The following is a 20,852-nucleotide window of genomic DNA, read 5'->3' as shown; positions in this document are numbered from 1 at the left end:
GACTAATCCGAGAATTTGAGTTCCACCATTTTATCGTTCTTATCAGTAAACAATTGAACATAATAATTTTTAGGATTTGATATTCGTGTATTGTTTAAATCATAGGACGTGCTTTTATTTGCAAGCAAATAACTCATAGTCTCCGTTTTAAAAACTTCTTTTTTATTAGCATCGACAATCTTCAAATTTGCAATTTGAATATGGGAATTCGCGTTATTTTTAACAACGAGTTTATTATTTTCTACATTAAATTTGAGCTTAACATCTTCTTGCTTTCCAACAAAGAGTGGTAAGTTAAAACTTACAAGAAAATTCACAGATGACTCTTTCACTGCCTGCGGAATCTCATCAACCATCACACGCCATGTACCTTCTTGCTGTCCACTTAAAATAGACTCAATGGGACGGTTAAAGCCCACACGAATAGTCTGTTTACCATTCGGCTGCAAAATAAAGTTTTTAGGATTAATAATTAAGGAGTTATCAGGCTCCAGTACGTTTTCGCCATTTTCTTTTTGCGTCCACTTAAATGCTTTTACTTCAAAAATTCTCTTCTCAGTTTCATCTTTAGATTCTAAGGTAAGTGTTGTGGTTCTTTGTTTTGTTGGATTTTGAATATACATTTGGACTGGATCAACTGAAACACCAGCATTTGATACCGACATATAAAACATCGAAGACACCAAAATCGCTATTATTTTTTTCATGTTACACCGCCTTATTATAATTTATAAAAAAACCTAACCTGATGCTGTGATCAAGTTAGGTTTAGTAAAAAATTAGTAATAGACTTTGATACGATAAGTATCAGTATATGTACCCGCACGTTGGAATGCACCAACTGCTGCATTAGTTACCGAAACAGAATATTGATCGTCAGCTAGACCATTATGATTTGAATTACCGAATGGAATTACACCGCCACCTGTTTTATTTGTAACAATTGTTGTTGGTACACGAACACTGCCATCGTCCTCATGTTTAACATAAGTACTTGCACTTGTACCTGTGTTGGCTGTTTGAATGTTAAGTGTATAGTGCGTATTACTACGTACAGTGTAATTTGAACTTTGTGTTCCACCATTTTTATTCAGCGTAATGGCACTACCGCCAAGCACTTCACATTTTTTAGGGATTTCTAATTTAATAGGAATATCTTTTTCACAACCTAGAGAAGTACAGTTCCCCCAGTTATAACTAGGGCGTGATGCTGTATCATCCTCTGCATAAAGGGCTGTAGAACCTGCACTCATTAGCGTTGCAACTAGCGATGCTTGTAGTAATTTATTCATAGCGACTCTCCGAGATTTTTCTTTTAAAACTGATTAATTGTTATGATCACCCTTAATTAAACTGGACCTTGTTTGGCTACCAAGCTTTTCTTAAGCGTGTTTTTATTCTAGTTGTTCTGTATAAAAAACCATCTATGCAGCCTTTTTCACTCAAATAGAGACCCAACTTTAAAATCTCAACAAAGTAAAATTAATATATTGTTTTTATTGTCATTTTATTTATTAATTAATTTAATAAATCCCTGAAAATAGTTACACCACTTTCAGTGATGCACAATTTTAGTGTTTTTTATATTTTAAGTAGATCTCTGTTTTATCTTAGAAATTTTTAACATTTCAAATTTACATTTAATTACATATTTGGGTGAATAATTTCTTAACCCGCTAAAAAATCCATTTTTCATCTTTTTTTTACTTTACATTTCTACTAATTTTTCAATTCAGGTCGATCATCTTGCTAAAATCCAAAGTTTATTCACATGCTATTTACCCAGTTTTAGGGATTGAATAACATGACTAAAATCACATAATCAAGCCTTAAATTTACATGACCTACTATTTTAGAAATCAAAAACTCACACTAAAAACCCAAACGTAAGCATAAGTACACTTTTTGAGAGTTGCATTTATTGCAATAAAGCTCATAGATACGTTATTAATCCAATAGTTTTTTGACAATATATGCTGCCCATATATCTAGCACTGAAATGGAATTCTCGTTGATTCCATATAACGATTTTGAACACGGGTAAGATCAACTTATAGCTGTGTAGCAATATCCATATCAGCATCCCATTTGTACTCACAGCTTTTTAGTCAATAACTTTGCCCTACATAACAAATTAGTAGTAGATTAATAAAAAACCCTGCCAAAGCAGGGTTTTATTACTTAAAATTAGCTAGATAAGAAACTTAGTTCTTTTCTTTATCTACAATCTTGTTTGCTTGAATCCAAGGTACGAAAAAAATGGGAAAGCATTGCTTTCCCATTTTTAAAGGCACGTAACGTAACCTTAGTTCTTTTCTTTATCGAAGATCTTGTTTACTTGAATCAAAAGTACGAAAAAGATGAAAGCACTGCTTTCATCTTTTTGAGGCACGTAACAATAAAAATAGAAAAAACCCACTCAAATAGAGTGGGTCTTCGCATTCAAATCAATTGATTCGAGAAATTAGTTCTTCTCTTTATCAACGATTTTGTTGGCTTGAATCCACGGCATCATTGCACGAAGTTTACCACCTGTTACTTCAATACCATGCGCTGCGTTTTGACGACGACGAGCAGTCATTGATGGGTAGTTCAACGCACCTTCGTTAATGAACATCTTCGCGTATTCACCAGATTGGATACGTTTAAGTGCATTGCGCATCGCTTCACGAGACTGTTCGTTGATTACTTCAACGCCAGTTACATATTCGCCATATTCAGCGTTGTTTGACACTGAATAGTTCATGTCCGCGATACCGCCTTCAAACATCAAGTCAACGATTAGCTTAAGTTCGTGTAAGCATTCGAAGTAAGCCATTTCAGGTGCATAACCTGCTTCTACCAAAGTTTCGAAGCCCATTTTCACAAGTTCTACTGCACCACCACAAAGAACTGCTTGCTCACCAAATAAGTCAGTTTCAGTTTCTTCACGGAATGAAGTCTCGATAATACCTGTACGACCACCACCTACACCAGAAGCATAAGAAAGTGCTAGGTTACGTGCATTACCAGACGCATCTTGATGAATCGCGATTAAGTCAGGAACACCCGAACCACGTTGGTATTCAGAACGTACTGTATGACCTGGTGCTTTTGGTGCAACCATGATTACATCAAGGTCTGCACGTGGAACAACTTGGTTATAAAGAACAGAGAAACCATGGGCAAATGCTAATGTTGCACCTTCTTTAATGTTTGGCTCAATCACATCACGATAAAGTTGTGATTGGAACTCATCTGGAGTCAAGATCATGACTACGTCAGCTTGTGCTACAGCAGCAGGAACTTCAGCAACTTTAAGACCTGAATTTTCAGCTTTTTTCCAAGAAGTAGAACCAGCACGTAGACCTACAGTTACGTCTACACCAGAATCTTTAAGGTTAAGCGCGTGTGCGTGACCTTGTGAACCGTAACCAATGATCGCTACTTTCTTAGATTGGATGATAGATAAGTCGCAGTCTTTATCGTAAAAAATTTGCATTGCTGTCTCCGCTAAAATGCTTGGTATTCTGTAATTCCATCAAGGGGTTTATTGTTTGATGAAATCCTCCTCTTTCTCAAAAGGAGGTTGAATCGTGTTAATTAATTAAATGGTTAAAACTTTTTCGCCACGCGCGATGCCTGAAACACCTGAGCGTACAACTTCTAGGATGGTGTTTTCTGCTAACGCATCAATAAAACCATCAATTTTTTCAGTCGTACCCGCGATTTGAATGGTGTAAGTCGTTGGGGTGACATCAACAATTTGCGCACGGAAAATGTCCGCAGTTCGTTTAATTTCAGCACGTGCCGAGCCAAGTGATTTGACTTTAATCAACATCAACTCACGCTCAATGTGCGCACCTTCAGACAGGTCAACCACTTTCACCACTTCAACCAATTTGTTGAGCTGTTTGGTGATTTGTTCAATTTTATGGTCATCGCCATAAGTCGTTAATGTCAAACGAGATAAGGTCGGATCTTCGGTTGGTGCAACATTTAAAGTCTCAATGTTATAACCACGTTGAGAAAACAAACCCACCAAACGAGAAAGCGCACCAGCTTCGTTTTCTACAAGTACAGAGATAATGTGTCTCATGACGTGCGCTCCCCTTTACCTAACCACATATCTTGCATTGACTGACCTGCAATAAGCATTGGATAAACATGCTCTGTACGGTCAACCATCACATTAATAAATACGCATTTATCGTTGATCGCCATTGCTTCAGCAAGCTTCGACTCTAGCTCATCCGCATGGTCAATTTGAATACCAACATGACCATATGCTTCCATCAATTTAGGGAAGTCAGGCAATGAATCGATATAAGAACTTGAGTGACGTCCTTCATAGTTCATATCTTGCCACTGCTTCACCATCCCTAGAGCTTGGTTATTCAAGCAGAGGATTTTTACGTTTAGGCCATATTGCTTACACGTCGAAAGCTCTTGGATACACATCTGAATCGATGCTTCACCTGTGATACACACCACTTGTTGGTCAGGGAAAGCCAATTTCGCCGCCATCGCATAGGGTAAACCAACCCCCATGGTACCTAAGCCACCCGAGTTAATCCATTGGCGTGGACGTTTATACTTATAATAGTTCGCACCAAACATTTGATGCTGACCTACGTCAGAAGTAATGATCGCATCACCATTGGTGATTTTATCCAACGCTTCCACCACTTGTTGTGGTTTCATTACGCCATTTGCACCTGACTCATAACGCATGCCGTGAACTTTACGCCATTCATTTATTTGCGCCCACCAAGCAGCCATGTCTTCAGGATTTGGTTTAGACACATTCATTTGTTTCAACTGTGTCAACATTTCTTGAAGGACAGGTTCTACCGCACCCACGATCGGGATATGCGCCATGATGGTTTTTGAAATCGTCGCAGGGTCGATATCAATATGAATCACTTTGGCATTTGGGCAGAATTTTGCTGGATTATTGGTTACACGGTCATCGAAACGCGCACCGATACACAAAATCACATCAGCATTGTGCATGGTCATATTGGCTTCATAGGTACCATGCATACCCAACATGCCAATAAACTGAGGATCATTACCAGGGAATGCACCAAGCCCCATCAAGGTATTGGTGACTGGGAAGCCCAAAATATGCGCCAGTTCAGTTAACTGTGCAGAAGCATTACCTTGAACCACGCCACCGCCAGTATAAATCACAGGACGTTTAGCATGAATCAACTCTTCAATCGCTTTACGAATTTGACCTGAGTGACCACGATGCGGCGGTTGATACGAACGCATCTTCACTTTTTCTGGGTATTCGTAAGCAAATTTCTCAGCAGGATTGGTTGCATCTTTTGGAATATCGACCACAACTGGGCCCGGACGACCAGAAGCTGCAATATAAAATGCCTTCTTAATAATCGAAGGAATTTCGCTGGCATGGCGCACTTGGAAACTATGTTTTACGATCGGACGAGAAATACCGACCATATCTGTTTCTTGAAATGCATCTTCACCAATTAAATGTGACGCAACCTGACCAGACAAAATCACCATTGGGATTGAGTCCATATAAGCCGTTGCAATTGGCGTCACAGTATTGGTTGCACCCGGACCTGAAGTCACGAGGACCACACCCGTCTTACCTGTTACGCGTGAGTAAGCATCTGCCATATGACCAGCAGCTTGTTCATGGCGCACGAGGTAATGATTGATTTTGTCTTGTTGAAAGAACGCGTCGTAGATATGTAAAACTGCGCCGCCTGGGTATCCAAATACATGTTCAACGCCTTCGTCCGCCAATGCGCGAACGAGCATTTCACCACCAGATAAAAGTTCCAACGTGATTCACCCTAATCTTTATCACTGCAATGGTGGAAGGCACCAGCAGTGTTTCATTCATTGATTGTCTGCACTGTTATAGCACACATATTTCTTAGTTTTCATAGCAATAGGAAAAAATTCTGATCTGTATGCTGTTTGAGCAATATGAGATCTAAAACGTGTTGGGATAAACACATTTTTTTACTTTGTTCACGGTCTCGGCTAGAAAGCGTGTCCATTGCATGAAATGACACTTTATCGAAGGGTGATCGAGTAAAGGCATATAAAACTAAAGACAGCATTTTTAGGAGTTTCGTGACTAAAGTCAAGTTTAAAAATTAGCTTTTTTTTGTTTATTTACAGAGCGTTTGTTTTTTATTCATCGCGGACAAAGAAAACTGAGCTGCTTTTTCTTGGTTTTTAGTGCAAAAACAAATAGATTTCTATTTCACTGAATTTATTAATAAAAAAACATAATAAAACCCATAAATAAGTTTAATAAGATATTCACCCAAATTTAAATCCAACATCTATCTCAGATTTTTTCAGTTTTAAATATAGATCAGCATTTGTTCATCAGGTTTTAGCATAACCATCTTATTTTCATACTGTGTCATAACGCATATTTCACGCATTAAACTGAGGATTTGGCCTGCAAAATATTTCAAAAACACAGATGAAAAAATACATCAAACACTGCTTATTGCTCTCAAATTGGCATAAAATAACGACAACGATAAACCCGATAAAACCCAATGACTACGGATATAAAAAGGACAATGGTAGATGAGTATTCAGTTTGCAAAAATGGCAGTATGTTTGGTGGGGATGGCGCTTGCAATGGGCAGTACACAAAGCTTTGCCAAGACGTATTATAAGTGGGTTGATAGCCAAGGCTCGACACATTACACCACGACACCTCCACCCAAAACAGCAAAGAAAAAAGGCAAAGTCGATACCTATGGTTGGAAAAATTCGCCACCAGCTGCTTCACCGGAAGCACCTCCACCTGCCAATATGCCAAATACCGTACCAGCTCCCCCCAATGCTGTACCAAGTGCTGCCCCAGCACCAGCGGTTGATTTAGAAAATCAACGACGTGAAGCGAATGAAGCACTTCAACAAGGCCAACAAGTCCGCCCTGCGGTTTAATCATTCCGTACGGTTCCAGATTTATTTTCAGCTTGTTTAATTTCCTGCACAAAACATAGCGCAAAATTCACTTTTAGGTGCATTTTGCGCTATGCTGTGCAACAAACTTTTTAACCATTGTTCTACATACGTATATGACTACTCACATTGACCCTGAATATCAAGCGAGCGCGATTGAACCTACCGTCCAACAAGACTGGGAAGCTCGTAAAGCCTTTAAAGTTGCCGACTCTGTAGAAGGTCCACGTCGTTATATCCTCTCGATGTTCCCTTATCCAAGTGGCAAACTGCATATGGGTCATGTGCGTAACTACACTATTGGTGATGTCATCAGCCGTTTCCACCGTCTCAAAGGGGAAACTGTCCTGCAACCTATGGGTTGGGATGCTTTTGGTTTACCTGCTGAAAACGCTGCGATTGCACACCAAGTTGCACCTGCGAAATGGACCTTTGAAAACATCGCATATATGCGTGACCAATTAAAAAAATTAGGTCTATCAGTCGATTGGGATCGTGAATTTGCAACGTGTACCCCTGAATACTACCGCTGGGAACAGTGGTTGTTCGTGCAACTTTATAAAAAAGGCCTTATTTACCGTAAACTTTCAACAGTAAACTGGGATCCTGTGGATCAGACTGTACTGGCCAATGAACAAGTTGAAAATGGTCGTGGCTGGCGTTCAGGTGCATTGGTTGAAAAACGTGATATTCCAATGTATTACTTCCGCATTACCGACTATGCGCAAGAATTATTAGACGATTTAGATACCTTAAAAGACGGTTGGCCACAACAAGTCTTGACCATGCAACGTAACTGGATTGGTCGCTCACAAGGAATGGATATCACCTTCCCTTCAGCGAATCCTGAAATTTACGCAGATGGCCTTACTGTATTCACCACACGTGCTGACACCTTAATGGGTGTGACTTATGTTGCAGTTGCAGCAGAACATCCAATGGCGCTGAAAGCTGCGGAAAATAATGCTGAACTTAAAGCATTTATTGAAGAATGCCGTATGGGTTCTGTGGCTGAAGCTGACCTTGCCACTGCTGAAAAGAAAGGCATGGCAACAGGTCTGTCTGTGAAGCATCCTGTTACTGGCGAAGACATTCCTGTTTGGATTGCCAACTACGTGTTGATGTCTTATGGCTCTGGCGCAGTGATGGCTGTACCTGCACACGACGAACGTGATTTTGAATTTGCCAATAAATACGGCTTAACCATCAAACAAGTGATTGATGCTCAAGGTGCAGACGATGCAGACTTTGATGCTGCACAATGGCAAGAATGGTACGGCTCTAAAGAGGGTAAATTGGTCAATTCTGCTGAATTTGACGGTTTAGACTTCCAAGCTGCTTATGATGCGTTCCTTGCGAAATTAGAACCAACAACTCTTGCAAGCACGAAAGTTCAGTTCCGTTTACGTGACTGGGGTGTATCGCGTCAGCGTTATTGGGGTTGCCCAATTCCAATGATCAACTGTGAAAAATGTGGTCAGGTTCCTGTACCTGAAGAGCAACTTCCAGTGGTCTTACCGACTGATGTCGTACCTGATGGCTCGGGTAATCCATTGAACAAGATGCCTGAGTTTTATCAAACCACTTGCCCAAGCTGTGGTGGTGATGCGCGTCGTGAAACAGATACGCTGGATACCTTTGTAGAGTCATCTTGGTACTATGCACGTTATGCATCTCCTGATTTTACTAATGGTTTAGTTAAACCTGAAGCTGCTCAAACATGGCTTCCAGTAAATCAATACATCGGTGGTGTTGAACACGCGATTCTGCACTTACTTTATGCACGCTTCTTCCACAAATTGATGCGTGATGAAGGTGTAGTACAAGGTAATGAACCATTTACCAACCTGTTAACTCAAGGTATGGTTTTGGCAGACACTTATTACCGTGAAGCTGAATCAGGCAAGAAAACTTGGTTTAACCCCGCGGATATCAACCTCGAACGTGATGAAAAAGGTCGTATTCTGTCTGCAAAATACCAAGGTGATGGTCAAGACGTGATTGTTGGCGGCCAAGAGAAAATGTCGAAATCGAAAAATAACGGTATCGACCCACAAGCCATTATTGATCAGTACGGTGCAGATACGGCACGTGTGTTCATGATGTTTGCAGCGCCACCAGATCAATCTCTTGAATGGTCTGATGCAGGTGTGGAAGGCGCAAACCGTTTCTTGAAACGTGTATGGCGTTTGGTTGCAAGTTTCCTTGAAAAAGGCAATACAGCCTCTGTTATTGATACCGCTCAATTGTCTACAGAAGCACAAGACTTACGTCGTAAAACGCATGAAACCATTCAAAAAGTGGGTGATGACATCGAACGCCGCCATGCCTTTAACACGGCTATTGCAGCGATGATGGAACTGTTGAATGCGAACAACAAATTTGAAGCGGAAAATGATAACGATGTTGCGGTTGCTCGCGAATCGATTACGACACTTTTAACTTTACTTGCACCATTTGCACCACATTTAAGCCAAACTTTATTGGCTGAATTTGGACTGGACTTAACTAGCGCATTGTTCCCAACTGTTGATGAGTCTGCTCTCACACGCAATACGCAAACGATTGTGGTTCAAGTAAACGGTAAACTGCGTGGCAAATTAGAAGTGTCTGTCGATACATCGAAAGATGAATTGCTTACACTGGCTAAAGCATTGCCAGAAGTTCAACAATTCTTGACGGGTCCAACCAAGAAAGAAATTGTTGTGCCAAATAAATTAGTGAATTTGGTGGTTTAAGGCCTTTGAGCCTCCCTTTTATAAAGGGAGGTTTGGTGGGATTTTATTAGAAGATCTCCCTTGCGAAGCATTGCTTCTCACCTCTTTCAAAAAGAGCGGGAAACGAAAAGGAATAAACAATTCCCAAACAAAGCCCGTTGCCAGTCAACGGGCTTTGCACATACAATCACGACATATTATTTTTCTTTTATCAAAAAGAGCAAACAGAGGACAACACATGCATTTAGGCAAACGTTTGGCAGCTATTGTTTTAACTTGTGGCCTAAGTGCTGGCTTGGTCGGGTGTGGCTTTCATTTAAAAGGCACCAATCCAAGCGCAACACCGATTGCTTATTCAAAAATGAATTTGGTGCTTCCGAAGAACACCGATGAACTGCATGAAAAATTGGCCATTTATTTGGGTGCGTCGGGTGTACAGTTGAGCAGTGGATCAGATGCCTATGTGCTTCGCGTGCTAGACTATAAACCACAGCGTTTAGAGCTGAACGGTAAACTGATTGAAGTATTACTACGCCTCAATGTCACCTTCCGTATCGAAGATGCCCAAGGCCGTGCGCTGACTGAACCACGCACCGTAGTTGCAACGCGTAGTTATCAATACAACGTTGAAACCGTCAATACCGATGACCAAGAGAAAAACTATTTGAATCAAGTCATCGTGGATGATGTCGCTCAACAAATTGTGCGTCAGATTTCTTCGAACCGCCTACCACCAGCACAGCAGTAAGGTTTATTAACAATGAAACTTGACTATTTGCAAGCCTTAAAACGTGTCGATGAAGCTCGCGGCGCGTGGATTATGCAAGGTCAAGAACCATTGCTTGAGCAAAATTTACTGGATGCATTTCGAGCAAGTTGGCAAAAGCAAGAAATTGAACGACAACGGCATGACATCAGCAATGTCAATGACTGGAAAAATGTCTTTAATGCACTCAACAGCTTGTCCTTATTTTCAAGTCAGCTTGCCATTGAAGTTCATGGCAATATTAAGCCCGATGCTAACGCTTTAAAGTTGCTAAAAAGCTATATCCAAAGCAATGAACAAAACTTGCTTTTGGTGGTGATGCCAAAACAGGACAGCGCCAGTCTAAAAACGGGCTTTTTCCAAACGGTTGAAGCCAATGGAGTGCATGTTGCCCTGACCGCGAATTATCCGCGTGACCGTCAGCAGATTTTAAGCATTGAAGCAGATAAGCTTGGGGTTAAACTGAGTCAGGATGCATGGCAGTGGTTAGAACAACACCATGAACACAACTTACTCGCAGCTAAAAATAGCTTAATGCGTGTCAGCGACACCTTTGCCGAGGTTGAGCTGATTCAGATTGATCATTTACATGCCTGCTTACAAGATCAGTCCCGCTATAGTACTTTCGATTTAAGTGATGCTCTGCTCGAAGGCAATTTGGCTCAATCGATTAAAATTTACCAATACCTGATTGCCTCCGGTGAACCCCTTAGTCTGATTTTGTGGAGCATCAGCAAAGAAATGCGTTTACTCATGCAACTGTTTGAGCAACCGCAAAATGCACTGCAACTGGGGATTTGGAAGAATAAAGTCAGCATCTATCAACACGCCTTACGTCGACTGAACCCGCAGTGCTTTTTAACGTGGCCCAGTCTCCTGCTTCGCATTGATGCTTCGATTAAAGGTTTGGGGCATGAAAATGCTGAACATGTCGTGATGCAAGCCATTGCAACGCTGTGTGGAAAGTCACTCTTTCCCGCTTAAATTACCGCAACGAGTCTTTTTAAAATAATAATCATTTCTATTTGTTCAAAAAATTCACGATTTATCCGTATTTCGCTTTTATACTATCTGCAATTCTGTTTACTCCCTGATTCCAATGCAAAAAATAAAAGCTGTCAAAATGGTTATCGCGGTACTATGTGTTGCCGTACTTGCTTATGTCGCGTGGACATATTTCAAACCAAAACAAGAACAACCACAGTATATTAGCGAATCTGTCACTCGTGGTGATCTTGAAAATACGGTATTGGCGACAGGTACTTTAGATGCAACCAAACTGGTGAGTGTCGGCGCACAGGTCTCAGGTCAAGTACAGAAAATGTATGTGCAACTGGGTGATGAAGTTAAACAAGGTCAATTGATTGCGCAAATTGATTCAACCACCCAAGAAAACAGCTTTAAAACAGCAGAAGCCAACATTAAAAATTTGCAAGCACAGCGTCTACAACAAGAAGCCAGTCTTAATGAGGCGCAACTGGCATATAAACGTCAACAACAAATGTATGCACAAGATGCTACATCAAAAGCAGAATTAGAATCGGCTGAGGCCAGCTATAAAACAGCACAAGCACAAATTAAAGCGATTGATGCACAGATTGAATCTGCAAAAGTAACCAAGTCGACTGCACAAACCAATATCGGTTATACCCGCATTGTGGCACCTACTGATGGTACCGTGGTGGCGATCGTGACTGAGGAAGGTCAAACTGTAAACGCCAATCAAAGTGCCCCGACCATTGTTAAAATTGCAAAATTACAAAACATGACCATTAAGGCGCAGGTCAGTGAAGCGGACATCATGAAAGTTGAAAAAGGCCAACAAGTTTATTTCACCACTTTAGGTGATGATAGCAAGCGTTATGCTAGCCTACGTCAAGTTGAGCCTGCACCAGATTCGATTACCGATGAAAGTACCACCAGCACATCAACCAGCACTGCAATTTACTACAATGCTCTATTTGATGTACCCAACCATGATGGCAAGCTACGTATTGATATGACTGCACAAGTCTACATCGTGCTCGATTCTGCAAAAAATGCGTTATTAGTCCCTTCTTCTGCAATTTCCACTCGTCCAGCAAATGCAAAGCGTAACAGCGGTTCAAATACCCAAGCTGCGTCATCGACACAAAGCAAATCGGACTCAGACCGTCCACAAGGTCCACGTCTTGAACGTCTAAATTTAAATGTAGCACAACAACAATTGGTCAAAGAAGGTAAAGCTACGCTGAGCGTAGTTCGTGTCTTGCAAGCGGACGGCTCAGCTCAACCCAAACAAATTTTGGTGGGGATCAATAACCGCGTCAATGCACAAGTGCTTGCAGGCTTAAAAGAAGGCGATCAAGTGGTGATTGCAGACAGTTCGGAGAACTCTGCGGCTTCTGCCAATAGCAGCAACCGCCGTCGTAACAGTCCACCGATGGGAATGTAAGCATGACCAAAAAAGCCTTGCTTGAAGTCAGCAATTTGGTGCGAGAGTTTCCAGCTGGCGAAAGTACTGTCCAAATTCTCAAAGGCATTGATCTGACCATTTACGAAGGTGAATTGGTTGCCATTGTCGGCCAGTCGGGTTCAGGTAAATCGACCCTGATGAATATTTTGGGCTGTCTCGACCGTCCAACCTCAGGAAGTTATCAGGTCAATGGCCGCGAAACAGGTAAACTCGAACCGGACCAATTGGCTGAATTACGTCGTGAGTATTTTGGTTTTATTTTCCAGCGTTACCATCTTCTTGGCGACTTAACCGCAGAAGGTAATGTTGAAGTACCTGCCGTTTATGCAGGTGCAACACCGTATGCGCGTAAACAACGTGCCACTGCTTTACTGACAGAATTAGGACTGGGTAATAAAACTCAAAACCGTCCGAGTCAACTTTCTGGGGGGCAGCAACAACGTGTTTCGATTGCACGTGCGTTGATGAATGGCGGTGATGTCATTCTCGCTGACGAACCGACAGGTGCCCTAGACTCGCATAGCGGCGTGGAAGTGATGAGGATTTTGCGTGAGTTAAATGCCGCAGGCCATACTATTATTTTGGTCACCCACGATATGCAAGTGGCGAAAAATGCCTCGCGGATTATCGAGATCAGCGATGGGCAAATCATTGCAGACCGTGTCAATCAACCTGAGCATGACACTGAACTACACAGCGACCCTGATGCAGAAACTGCGATTTCTGCCCAGCAAGAAAAAAATAAAAGTGTCTCTGCATGGCGTTCCCTACTCGACCGTTTAGGTGAAGCCTTTCGTATGGCACTTTTGTCCATGAATGCACACCGCATGCGAACCTTTTTGACCATGCTCGGCATTATTATCGGGATTGCCTCCGTCGTGACAGTGGTGGCTTTAGGAAATGGATCACAACAACAGATTTTAAGTAACATCAGTAGTTTAGGAACCAACACCATTACGGTGTTCCAAGGGCGCGGTTTTGGTGATAACTCCAAAACCGCCAACTTTAAAACCCTTGTTCCTGCCGATGCTGAAGCGCTCGCCACCCAACCGTATGTGAGTGCGGTTAGTCCAATGGTGAGTTCATCCAAAACGATTCGCTATCAACAAAGTGAAGCCAATGCCACCATTAATGGTGTCGGTGGCGATTATTTCACAGTGAAAGGCCTGACCTTCAAAAATGGACAAACCTTTGACCAGCGAAGTGTCCGCGACCGCACCCAAGACGTGGTCATTGACACCAATACACAAAAACAGTTTTTTAGTGATGGTAGCAGTCCGATTGGGCAAGTTGTACTTTTGGGCAGTGTCCCTGCACGAATTATTGGTGTCGTCGAACCGCAAACCAGTGCCATGGGTTCCGACGATACTTTGAATGTCTATATGCCCTATACCACGGTCATGAGTCGTATGCTCGGTCAAAGTAATGTGCGCAATATCGTGGTGCAAATCAACGATAAGTACTCCACTAGCGCGGCTGAAAACGCAATTGTGAACTTGCTCACCTTGCGCCATGGTCAACAAGATGTGTTCACCATGAACAGCGACAGTATTCGCCAAACCATTGAAAAGACTACCAGTACCATGACTCTGTTGGTTTCTGCAATTGCCGTGATTTCTTTAGTGGTAGGCGGTATTGGTGTAATGAATATTATGTTGGTTTCAGTGACCGAACGGACGCAAGAAATTGGGGTTCGGATGGCGGTGGGTGCGCGTCAAAGTGATATTTTGCAGCAGTTCCTGATTGAAGCCATTTTAGTCTGCCTGATTGGTGGGGTGTTAGGGGTATTGCTCTCGCTGGGTCTAGGACAAATCATTCAAAAATTTGCTGGGGGTAATTTTGGGGTTGCCTACTCAACCACGTCTATTATCGCCGCATTTGTATGCTCGACTTTAATTGGTGTGGTGTTTGGTTTCTTGCCTGCAAAAAATGCAGCCAAACTCGACCCTGTTGCAGCACTTGCCAGAGAATAAGGAAAAAATATGCCTTTTTTATTAACGCGCCTTTGTACCGCGATGCTGCTTGGCAGCACTTTGGTTGGCTGTGCAGCTGTGGTTAAAACACCTTATCAAGCACCAGCAGTACAGACACCGACTCAGTTTCAATACGACAAAGCAACATCACAACAACGTCAACAAGCCCTGTATGCCGATCAATGGTGGACGTTATTTGGTGATGCACAACTCAATCAACTGGTCGATGCTGTGCTCACAAAAAATGCCGATTTGGCCGTTGCAGGGATGACTTTAAAGCAAGCGCGTTTACAAGCAGAACTGGCTGAGAATCAGCAAAAGCCACGGGTGAACTCTACGGTATCTACAGGTCATCAATTCGACTTAAACTCAGGCAATGACAGCTCAAGTGGTCTGTCTTTGGGTGCTGGCTTAAGTTATGAAGTCGATTTATTTGGTAAATTGGCCCGTCAAACTGAAGCAAAGAGATGGGAAGCACTGGCAACTGAGCAAGATTTGCAAGCCACTGCTCAAAGTTTAATTGGCACCACGGCGAAATTATATTGGCAGTTGGCCTATTATAATGAAAGCCGTACAACGGCCGAGCAAAGCCTTGCCACCTCACAAAAACTGTACGACTTGGTTAAAGTTCAGTATCAAGCTGGGGCTGTATCAGGACTGGACTTAACCCAAGCTGAACAGTCAGTACAAAGTCAAAAAGCCAGTCTGAGTCAAATTCAGCAAAGTTTGGTCGAGACCCGTACTGCAATTGCAGTGTTACTGCATATGCCTGTACAGCAGTTGAGTATTGATGAACCTCAGCGTTTACCACGCTTAGCTTTGCCAAGTATCGCAGCGGGCTTACCTGCCGACATTTTGTCACGCCGCCCAGACTTAAAAGCGGCTGAGCTACGTTTACGTGAGAGTTTAGCGACCAAAGATGCCACCACGGCGAGCTATTATCCTTCGATCAGTTTGACTGGGAATCTTGGTTCAAGCAGTACCTCACTAACGCAATTGCTCAAGAACCCAGCCCTAACCTTAGGCGCAAGTTTAAGTCTGCCGTTCTTGCAATATAACGACATGAAACGTGACCTTGCGATTAGTCAATTGGACTATGAAAAAGCCATCGTGCAATATCGTCAGACTTTGTACCAAGCTTTTGCCGATGTAGAAAATGGATTGTCAGCACGTACTGAACTCAGTCAACAGGTACAATTGCAACAACGCAATTTGGAGCTTGCTGAAAAGGTAGAACGCCTGACTCAAGTGCGTTATCGCTATGGTGCCGTAGCTTTAAAAACCTTATTGGATCAACAAGAAACCACGCGTACTGCACGCTTAACATTGGTCAATACCAAACAGAGTCAGTACAACGCCTATGTGACGTTGATGCAAGCCTTGGGTGGAAGTCCTGTAAAAGAACTACCAAAACAATAGTCCTAGCGCTATTGTTTTGTTCTCTTATTCTTTCACCAGATCTGGATTATTCTGGATCTGGTGAATACGTTTAATCTTATCTTGATCATCAAAAACAACTTCATACGAAAGTTGCTGACCATTAAAATAAATCTCAGATAAACTAATAATATAACTAATCAAGAAACTGAGTATCAGATTGAAATTAGAAACTGTTGTATTTCACATATTTTATGTTTTGACGTAAATATTACTGGTTCATATACTGATAAAAAATAATTTTAAGATCAATTGGTTATATGGTGATGTACTATATAACAGTAATTACATACTTAAGGGATCGATAGCAGAAATTTTGTGTTTATCTAGCCTAGGTGTAACTTTATCTGAAGAAATGAAAAATGCTATTTTAGGTTGTTATCCATATTCTGAAAAAGTAGCAGGTAGAACAATCGAGTTAATTGTAGAAAATTGGGAAGATCATAAGTTTAATGGGTTTGATCTTAAACTTATAATATCAATACCCAGAGCAAGATTAACCTAGTAAGCACATTAATTAGAAGAAACACAAACCTAGGCCTATTATATGAAAGTTCTGTGCAAAAGGGGTTTTAAATGGCTGAGGAAAAAATGGTAGAAGTCTTTATTCCTGCGCTGGTGACATTGCTTGTCAGGGCAGAAGAAATTGCTAAAAGGCCACTTTCAAAAGAAGAAATATTACGAATCCGAGATAATGCCACAGTTATTATGACTCCGTTGTCAGCTATGCCTGCTCTATTGAAGAGCCGTGGCTACTATGATCTTTATGCTCCTGAGGCATGGGAGCAATGGCAACTTTATCGTGAAGGTGAACTTGATCTAAGTGTTCCAGAAAATTAAAACAGATAAAGTACCCTTATCATTTGTCAAATTTCACGTCAAAACAAAGCCGCTATCAAAGCGGCTTTATCAAATAATTTGAATCAATCTAATTAGTCATCGAGCATCAAGTCTGGGCTCATCCCCACAGTATTGAAACCTGCATCGACATACATGATTTCACCCGTAATACCATTTGCCCAAGGTGAGCAAAGGAATAATGCAGCATTACCCACATCTTCAATGGTCACATTACGTTTAAGTGGTGAAATTTTTTCGTTTACGTCTAACATTTTGCGGAACGATTTAATACCTGATGCCGCCAAAGTACGGATTGGGCCTGCTGAAATCGCATTCACACGAATCCCTTCTGCACCTAAGCTTGAAGCCAAATAACGTACACCCGCTTCTAATGATGCCTTCGCCATACCCATCACGTTGTAGTTTGGCATCACACGCTCAGAACCTTGGTAAGTCAAGGTCAACAAGCACCCTTGACGAACTAAAAGTAATGGCTTCGCAGCACGCGCCATAGCAATAAAGCTATATGCACTGATGTCATGTGCCACTTTAAAACCATCACGATCCGTTACATCGGTAAAGTCACCATCCAATGTATGCGCAGGCGCAAAACCAATCGAATGCACCACACCGTCTAAACCATCCCAATGTTTTGCCAATTCAACAAAAGTTTGTTCAATTTCAGCATCGACAGCCACATCACATGGTAGAACAATCGTTGAGCCAAATTGTGCTGCAAATTCATCTACACGTTTTTTCAGTTTTTCATTTGGATAGGTAAACGCAAGTTCCGCGCCTTCACGGTGAAGTGCTTGAGCAATACCAAATGCGATTGATAATTTACTTGCAATACCTGCTACTAAAAAACGCTTTCCAGCCAATAGTCCTTGTGCCATGTGACTCTCACTCAAAATAATTTATCTGCATAATGCCAAGTTTAAGTTGAAACCGAAATTGCATAATGCGCCTTTTTTCAATTCATCAACATTCAATAACAAATACGCCCCGATGAAGGGGCGTATTTGTTAAAACCGTGGAACTTAGTCGTCACCACGCAGCATGCTGAGTAGACGCAGGAATGAATAGTACATCCACACCAGAGTCGCTAGTAGTGCAATACCACACAGCCACTCCATCGCTTTAGGAGCGTGTTGTGCCGCAGCACTTTCAATCAAATCAAAATCTAGAATTAAATTCAGTGATGCAATCACTGCAATAAAAGCGGCAAAACCTAGACCTAATAAGTTATTTTCAAATAAAAATGGAATGCTTGAACCAAAAGCCAAACGCATAACCATCTGCACCACAAACACAATCGCGATGGCAATCGATGCTGACATCACTACCGATTTGAATTTTTCAGTGGCACGAATAATTTGAAAACGATACAAACCAAACATTACTAAAGTGGTGACAAAAGTTGCCAACAATGCTTGTAAAGGTACACCCGGATATTTCAATTGGAAAATAACCGACACCCCACCTAAAAAAGCACCTTCAAACAAGGCATATGGAATGGCAAGGGTACGTGCGGTATTTGGTTTAAAAGTTGCAATTAGGCCTAAAATTAGACCACCAATCGCACCGACTAAGGTTGCAGCATAGGCTAGCGAAATATTTAAGGTCATGAAACAGTATAAAAACAGTGCCATACCGACCACAGCCGCAATGACTGTAAGTAATACAGACTTCTGAATAGCACCTTGAACAGTCATCGGTTGACTATAGTCAGCATGTGTTTCCACGCGGTTCAAAATAGGGTTATTACTTTGCATAACTCAACTCTTTGTTATAATTTAATTAATTTACTTTATCATAAAGCTTGTTTTAAACTTGTATAGCAAAAAAGTGTTTCTTTTTTCTACACAAACACCCTCAGCTCTATTTTATTCGATTTCAATAAAAAAGAGGCTAACGCCTCTTTCTTTACCACTTATTTATTCATAATAAAAAAGTATTCACGATAATACTTCAGTTCCGCAATCGAATCACGAATGTCATCCATCGCTAAGTGTGAAGCATTCTTTTTCAAGCCACTCATAATTTCTGGACGCCAGCGTTTAGCCAACTCTTTTACCGAAGACACATCTAAATTACGATAATGGAAATATTTTTCCATTTCAGGCATTAAACGGTGTAAAAAACGGCGGTCTTGGCAGATTGAATTGCCACACATTGGTGAGCTTTTTGGATTGACCCATTTCTTTAGAAATTCTAAAGTTTGCTGCTCAGCATCTTGCGCAGTCAATTTACTGCGACGTACACGTTCAATTAAGCCGGATTGACCATGTTGGCGAGTGTTCCACTCATCCATTGCATTCAGCACACGGTCTGGCTGATGTACAGCAAGCACAGGCCCTTCAGCTAAAATATTTAAGTTATCATCCGTCACAATTGTAGCAACTTCAATAATTTGGTCATTATCAGTATCGAGACCTGTCATTTCAAGGTCAATCCAAATCAAACGCGTATCAGCGGTGCTGCTCATAAATGTGCAATCTTATTCGGCTTAAAAACGATGATAGTAGCAAATTAATTGCTTCGATGCTGTAACTGATACCCTGCTTCGTGCTATTTTTGCCATCTTGAATTCATGGTTTTTTAGGATATGAATGGCTTTAATTCGTAAACGTCGTTTAACTGAACAGCAACAACGCCGCATTCAGAAACAACAGCAAACACGTCAAGAAGATATCGACACTTCAAATGATTTAGAAGGCTTGGTGGTACAACACTATGGCCGTCAGCTTGAAGTGCAAGCCCTTACGACTCCAAATCCACATCCCATCAAACCGACGGTACAAGCAGGTGAACCTGAACCGTTTTGGAAACCGATTGAACTCGGCAGTATCTGGCGCTGTCATACACGCACCAACCTCGAACTTCTGGTCACAGGTGATCGTGTCAAATGGCAAGCCGACCCAAATACGGGGCTCGGGATCATCAATGCCATACAGCCACGTCAGTCGCTACTGACTCGTCCAGACCGTTATCATAAAGTAAAACCTGTCGCGGCCAATATCAGCCTGATTGTGATTGTGTTTGCGCCACTGCCTGAGCCTGCACCAGGTCTAATTGACCGTTATTTGGTGGCCTGTGCCGATGCCAACATTCCAGCACTTTTGGTGCTGAACAAAACCGATTTGCTCAAAGACAATGATCCGATTTTAGCGTTGATTGCGGAATATCAAGCCTTAGGCTATGAAGTGATGCAAACCCAAGCCGATGGTGACTTAACAGCACTGACTCAGCGTTTAAAAAATGAAACTGTGGCTTTTGTTGGCCAGTCTGGGGTAGGTAAAAGCACCTTGATTAATGCCATCGTGCCTGACGCTGCACAAAAAACCAATGTGATTTCTGAAAACTCAGCCTTAGGTCAGCACACCACGACCTCTACCCGTTTGATTGGTTTTGGCGAAGGCGCCTCGCTGATTGACTCACCAGGAATTCGTGAGTTTGGTTTATGGCACTTAGATGCGGACAAAGTGCAACGCGGTTTTCCTGAAATTGAAAACTTGTTGGGCTACTGTCAGTTCCGTAACTGCACCCATAAACATGAAAAACAATGCGCTTTACGCTTAGCTGCGGCAAATGGTGAAATTTTAACGCGCCGTTTAGACAGCTATTTACGTCTAATTGATGAAATTGCTGAAGCTCAGCAAAAAAATTAATTTTTATTCAACCTTAGCCCTTGAAGCGGTGATTTTGAT

The 20,852-nt window shown here is 41.8% G+C and carries 17 protein-coding genes; 9 read left to right on the top strand and 8 right to left on the bottom strand.

Going from position 1 to position 20,852, the window contains the following annotated elements:
- Positions 1-2 precede the first annotated feature (2 nt).
- The 5 genes from AC4CU2_RS02560 to AC4CU2_RS02540 all read right to left on the bottom strand — a co-directional run bounded on the left by AC4CU2_RS02560 (position 3) and on the right by AC4CU2_RS02540 (position 5,802).
- Positions 3-707: a fimbrial biogenesis chaperone gene (locus AC4CU2_RS02560; protein ID WP_126035290.1), complete on the bottom strand. Its 705-nt coding sequence runs from the start codon at positions 705-707 to the stop codon at positions 3-5.
- A 72-nt stretch (positions 708-779) separates the two neighbouring features.
- Entirely contained in the window at positions 780-1,292 is a 513-nt protein-coding gene (locus AC4CU2_RS02555; protein WP_078388507.1) for a hypothetical protein, read from the bottom strand.
- A gap of 1,172 nt (positions 1,293-2,464) precedes the next feature.
- Complete coding sequence (gene ilvC, locus AC4CU2_RS02550; RefSeq protein ID WP_004983494.1) at positions 2,465-3,481, bottom strand: ketol-acid reductoisomerase; 1,017 nt, start codon at positions 3,479-3,481, stop codon at positions 2,465-2,467.
- Between the two features lie 105 nt (positions 3,482-3,586).
- Positions 3,587-4,078: an acetolactate synthase small subunit gene (gene ilvN / locus AC4CU2_RS02545; RefSeq protein ID WP_004697653.1), complete on the bottom strand. Its 492-nt coding sequence runs from the start codon at positions 4,076-4,078 to the stop codon at positions 3,587-3,589.
- Positions 4,075-5,802, bottom strand: coding sequence for an acetolactate synthase 3 large subunit (locus AC4CU2_RS02540; RefSeq protein WP_010327538.1), 1,728 nt, complete (start codon positions 5,800-5,802; stop codon positions 4,075-4,077). The genes ilvN and AC4CU2_RS02540 overlap by 4 nt, the downstream gene beginning before the upstream one ends.
- Positions 5,803-6,591: 789 nt before the next feature.
- Here AC4CU2_RS02540 and AC4CU2_RS02535 point away from each other — a divergent pair.
- From AC4CU2_RS02535 to AC4CU2_RS02500, 8 genes are all read left to right on the top strand, one after another.
- Entirely contained in the window at positions 6,592-6,936 is a 345-nt protein-coding gene (locus AC4CU2_RS02535; protein ID WP_407079386.1) for a DUF4124 domain-containing protein, read from the top strand.
- A gap of 134 nt (positions 6,937-7,070) precedes the next feature.
- On the top strand, positions 7,071-9,692 hold the full coding sequence (gene leuS / locus AC4CU2_RS02530; protein ID WP_490768227.1) for a leucine--tRNA ligase: 2,622 nt from the start codon (positions 7,071-7,073) through the stop codon (positions 9,690-9,692).
- 217 nt (positions 9,693-9,909) lie between these two features.
- Positions 9,910-10,419 (top strand): LPS-assembly lipoprotein LptE, encoded by a 510-nt coding sequence (locus AC4CU2_RS02525; protein ID WP_004983482.1) that lies wholly within the window; start codon positions 9,910-9,912, stop codon positions 10,417-10,419.
- 12 nt (positions 10,420-10,431) lie between these two features.
- On the top strand, positions 10,432-11,421 hold the full coding sequence (holA, locus tag AC4CU2_RS02520) for a DNA polymerase III subunit delta (RefSeq protein ID WP_490768226.1): 990 nt from the start codon (positions 10,432-10,434) through the stop codon (positions 11,419-11,421).
- A gap of 115 nt (positions 11,422-11,536) precedes the next feature.
- A complete protein-coding gene (locus AC4CU2_RS02515; RefSeq protein ID WP_490768225.1) occupies positions 11,537-12,871 on the top strand; it encodes a MacA family efflux pump subunit in 1,335 nt (444 codons plus the stop codon).
- 2 nt (positions 12,872-12,873) lie between these two features.
- Positions 12,874-14,865, top strand: a complete 1,992-nt coding sequence (locus tag AC4CU2_RS02510; protein WP_058870313.1) for a MacB family efflux pump subunit — start codon at positions 12,874-12,876, stop codon at positions 14,863-14,865.
- Positions 14,866-14,874: 9 nt separating this feature from the next.
- Positions 14,875-16,284 carry an efflux transporter outer membrane subunit gene (locus tag AC4CU2_RS02505; RefSeq protein WP_490768224.1) on the top strand — a complete coding sequence of 470 codons (1,410 nt, stop codon included), beginning with the start codon at positions 14,875-14,877 and terminating at the stop codon, positions 16,282-16,284.
- Positions 16,285-16,878: 594 nt separating this feature from the next.
- A complete protein-coding gene (locus AC4CU2_RS02500) occupies positions 16,879-17,142 on the top strand; it encodes a hypothetical protein (RefSeq protein WP_078390218.1) in 264 nt (87 codons plus the stop codon).
- 92 nt (positions 17,143-17,234) lie between these two features.
- Here AC4CU2_RS02500 and AC4CU2_RS02495 read toward each other — a convergent pair whose 3' ends face one another.
- From AC4CU2_RS02495 to orn, 3 genes are all read right to left on the bottom strand, one after another.
- Positions 17,235-18,038, bottom strand: a complete 804-nt coding sequence (locus tag AC4CU2_RS02495; protein WP_004697637.1) for an enoyl-ACP reductase FabI — start codon at positions 18,036-18,038, stop codon at positions 17,235-17,237.
- Between the two features lie 144 nt (positions 18,039-18,182).
- Positions 18,183-18,917 (bottom strand): Bax inhibitor-1/YccA family protein, encoded by a 735-nt coding sequence (locus AC4CU2_RS02490; RefSeq protein ID WP_078390219.1) that lies wholly within the window; start codon positions 18,915-18,917, stop codon positions 18,183-18,185.
- Between the two features lie 158 nt (positions 18,918-19,075).
- Positions 19,076-19,630 (bottom strand): oligoribonuclease, encoded by a 555-nt coding sequence (gene orn / locus AC4CU2_RS02485; RefSeq protein WP_490768223.1) that lies wholly within the window; start codon positions 19,628-19,630, stop codon positions 19,076-19,078.
- Positions 19,631-19,754: 124 nt separating this feature from the next.
- Here orn and rsgA point away from each other — a divergent pair, with 124 nt between their 5' ends.
- Positions 19,755-20,813, top strand: coding sequence for a ribosome small subunit-dependent GTPase A (gene rsgA, locus AC4CU2_RS02480; protein ID WP_126035272.1), 1,059 nt, complete (start codon positions 19,755-19,757; stop codon positions 20,811-20,813).
- Positions 20,814-20,852: the final 39 nt, after the last annotated feature.

The organism is Acinetobacter sp. 797_lipA (genome assembly GCF_058243025.1).
Note: the sequence above shows the minus strand (reverse complement) of the source record. Positions and strands in the feature narration are given on the sequence as shown.

Coding starts and splice junctions, on each gene's coding strand:
- ilvN (WP_004697653.1), bottom strand. CDS start 4,078: ATGAGACACATTATCTCTGTACTTGTAGAAAACGAAGCTGGTGCGCTT.
- AC4CU2_RS02500 (WP_078390218.1), top strand. CDS start 16,879: ATGGCTGAGGAAAAAATGGTAGAAGTCTTTATTCCTGCGCTGGTGACA.
- rsgA (WP_126035272.1), top strand. CDS start 19,755: ATGGCTTTAATTCGTAAACGTCGTTTAACTGAACAGCAACAACGCCGC.
- AC4CU2_RS02515 (WP_490768225.1), top strand. CDS start 11,537: ATGCAAAAAATAAAAGCTGTCAAAATGGTTATCGCGGTACTATGTGTT.
- AC4CU2_RS02555 (WP_078388507.1), bottom strand. CDS start 1,292: ATGAATAAATTACTACAAGCATCGCTAGTTGCAACGCTAATGAGTGCA.
- holA (WP_490768226.1), top strand. CDS start 10,432: ATGAAACTTGACTATTTGCAAGCCTTAAAACGTGTCGATGAAGCTCGC.
- AC4CU2_RS02495 (WP_004697637.1), bottom strand. CDS start 18,038: ATGGCACAAGGACTATTGGCTGGAAAGCGTTTTTTAGTAGCAGGTATT.
- leuS (WP_490768227.1), top strand. CDS start 7,071: ATGACTACTCACATTGACCCTGAATATCAAGCGAGCGCGATTGAACCT.
- AC4CU2_RS02510 (WP_058870313.1), top strand. CDS start 12,874: ATGACCAAAAAAGCCTTGCTTGAAGTCAGCAATTTGGTGCGAGAGTTT.
- ilvC (WP_004983494.1), bottom strand. CDS start 3,481: ATGCAAATTTTTTACGATAAAGACTGCGACTTATCTATCATCCAATCT.
- orn (WP_490768223.1), bottom strand. CDS start 19,630: ATGAGCAGCACCGCTGATACGCGTTTGATTTGGATTGACCTTGAAATG.
- AC4CU2_RS02505 (WP_490768224.1), top strand. CDS start 14,875: ATGCCTTTTTTATTAACGCGCCTTTGTACCGCGATGCTGCTTGGCAGC.
- AC4CU2_RS02535 (WP_407079386.1), top strand. CDS start 6,592: ATGGCAGTATGTTTGGTGGGGATGGCGCTTGCAATGGGCAGTACACAA.
- AC4CU2_RS02560 (WP_126035290.1), bottom strand. CDS start 707: ATGAAAAAAATAATAGCGATTTTGGTGTCTTCGATGTTTTATATGTCG.
- AC4CU2_RS02490 (WP_078390219.1), bottom strand. CDS start 18,917: ATGCAAAGTAATAACCCTATTTTGAACCGCGTGGAAACACATGCTGAC.
- AC4CU2_RS02525 (WP_004983482.1), top strand. CDS start 9,910: ATGCATTTAGGCAAACGTTTGGCAGCTATTGTTTTAACTTGTGGCCTA.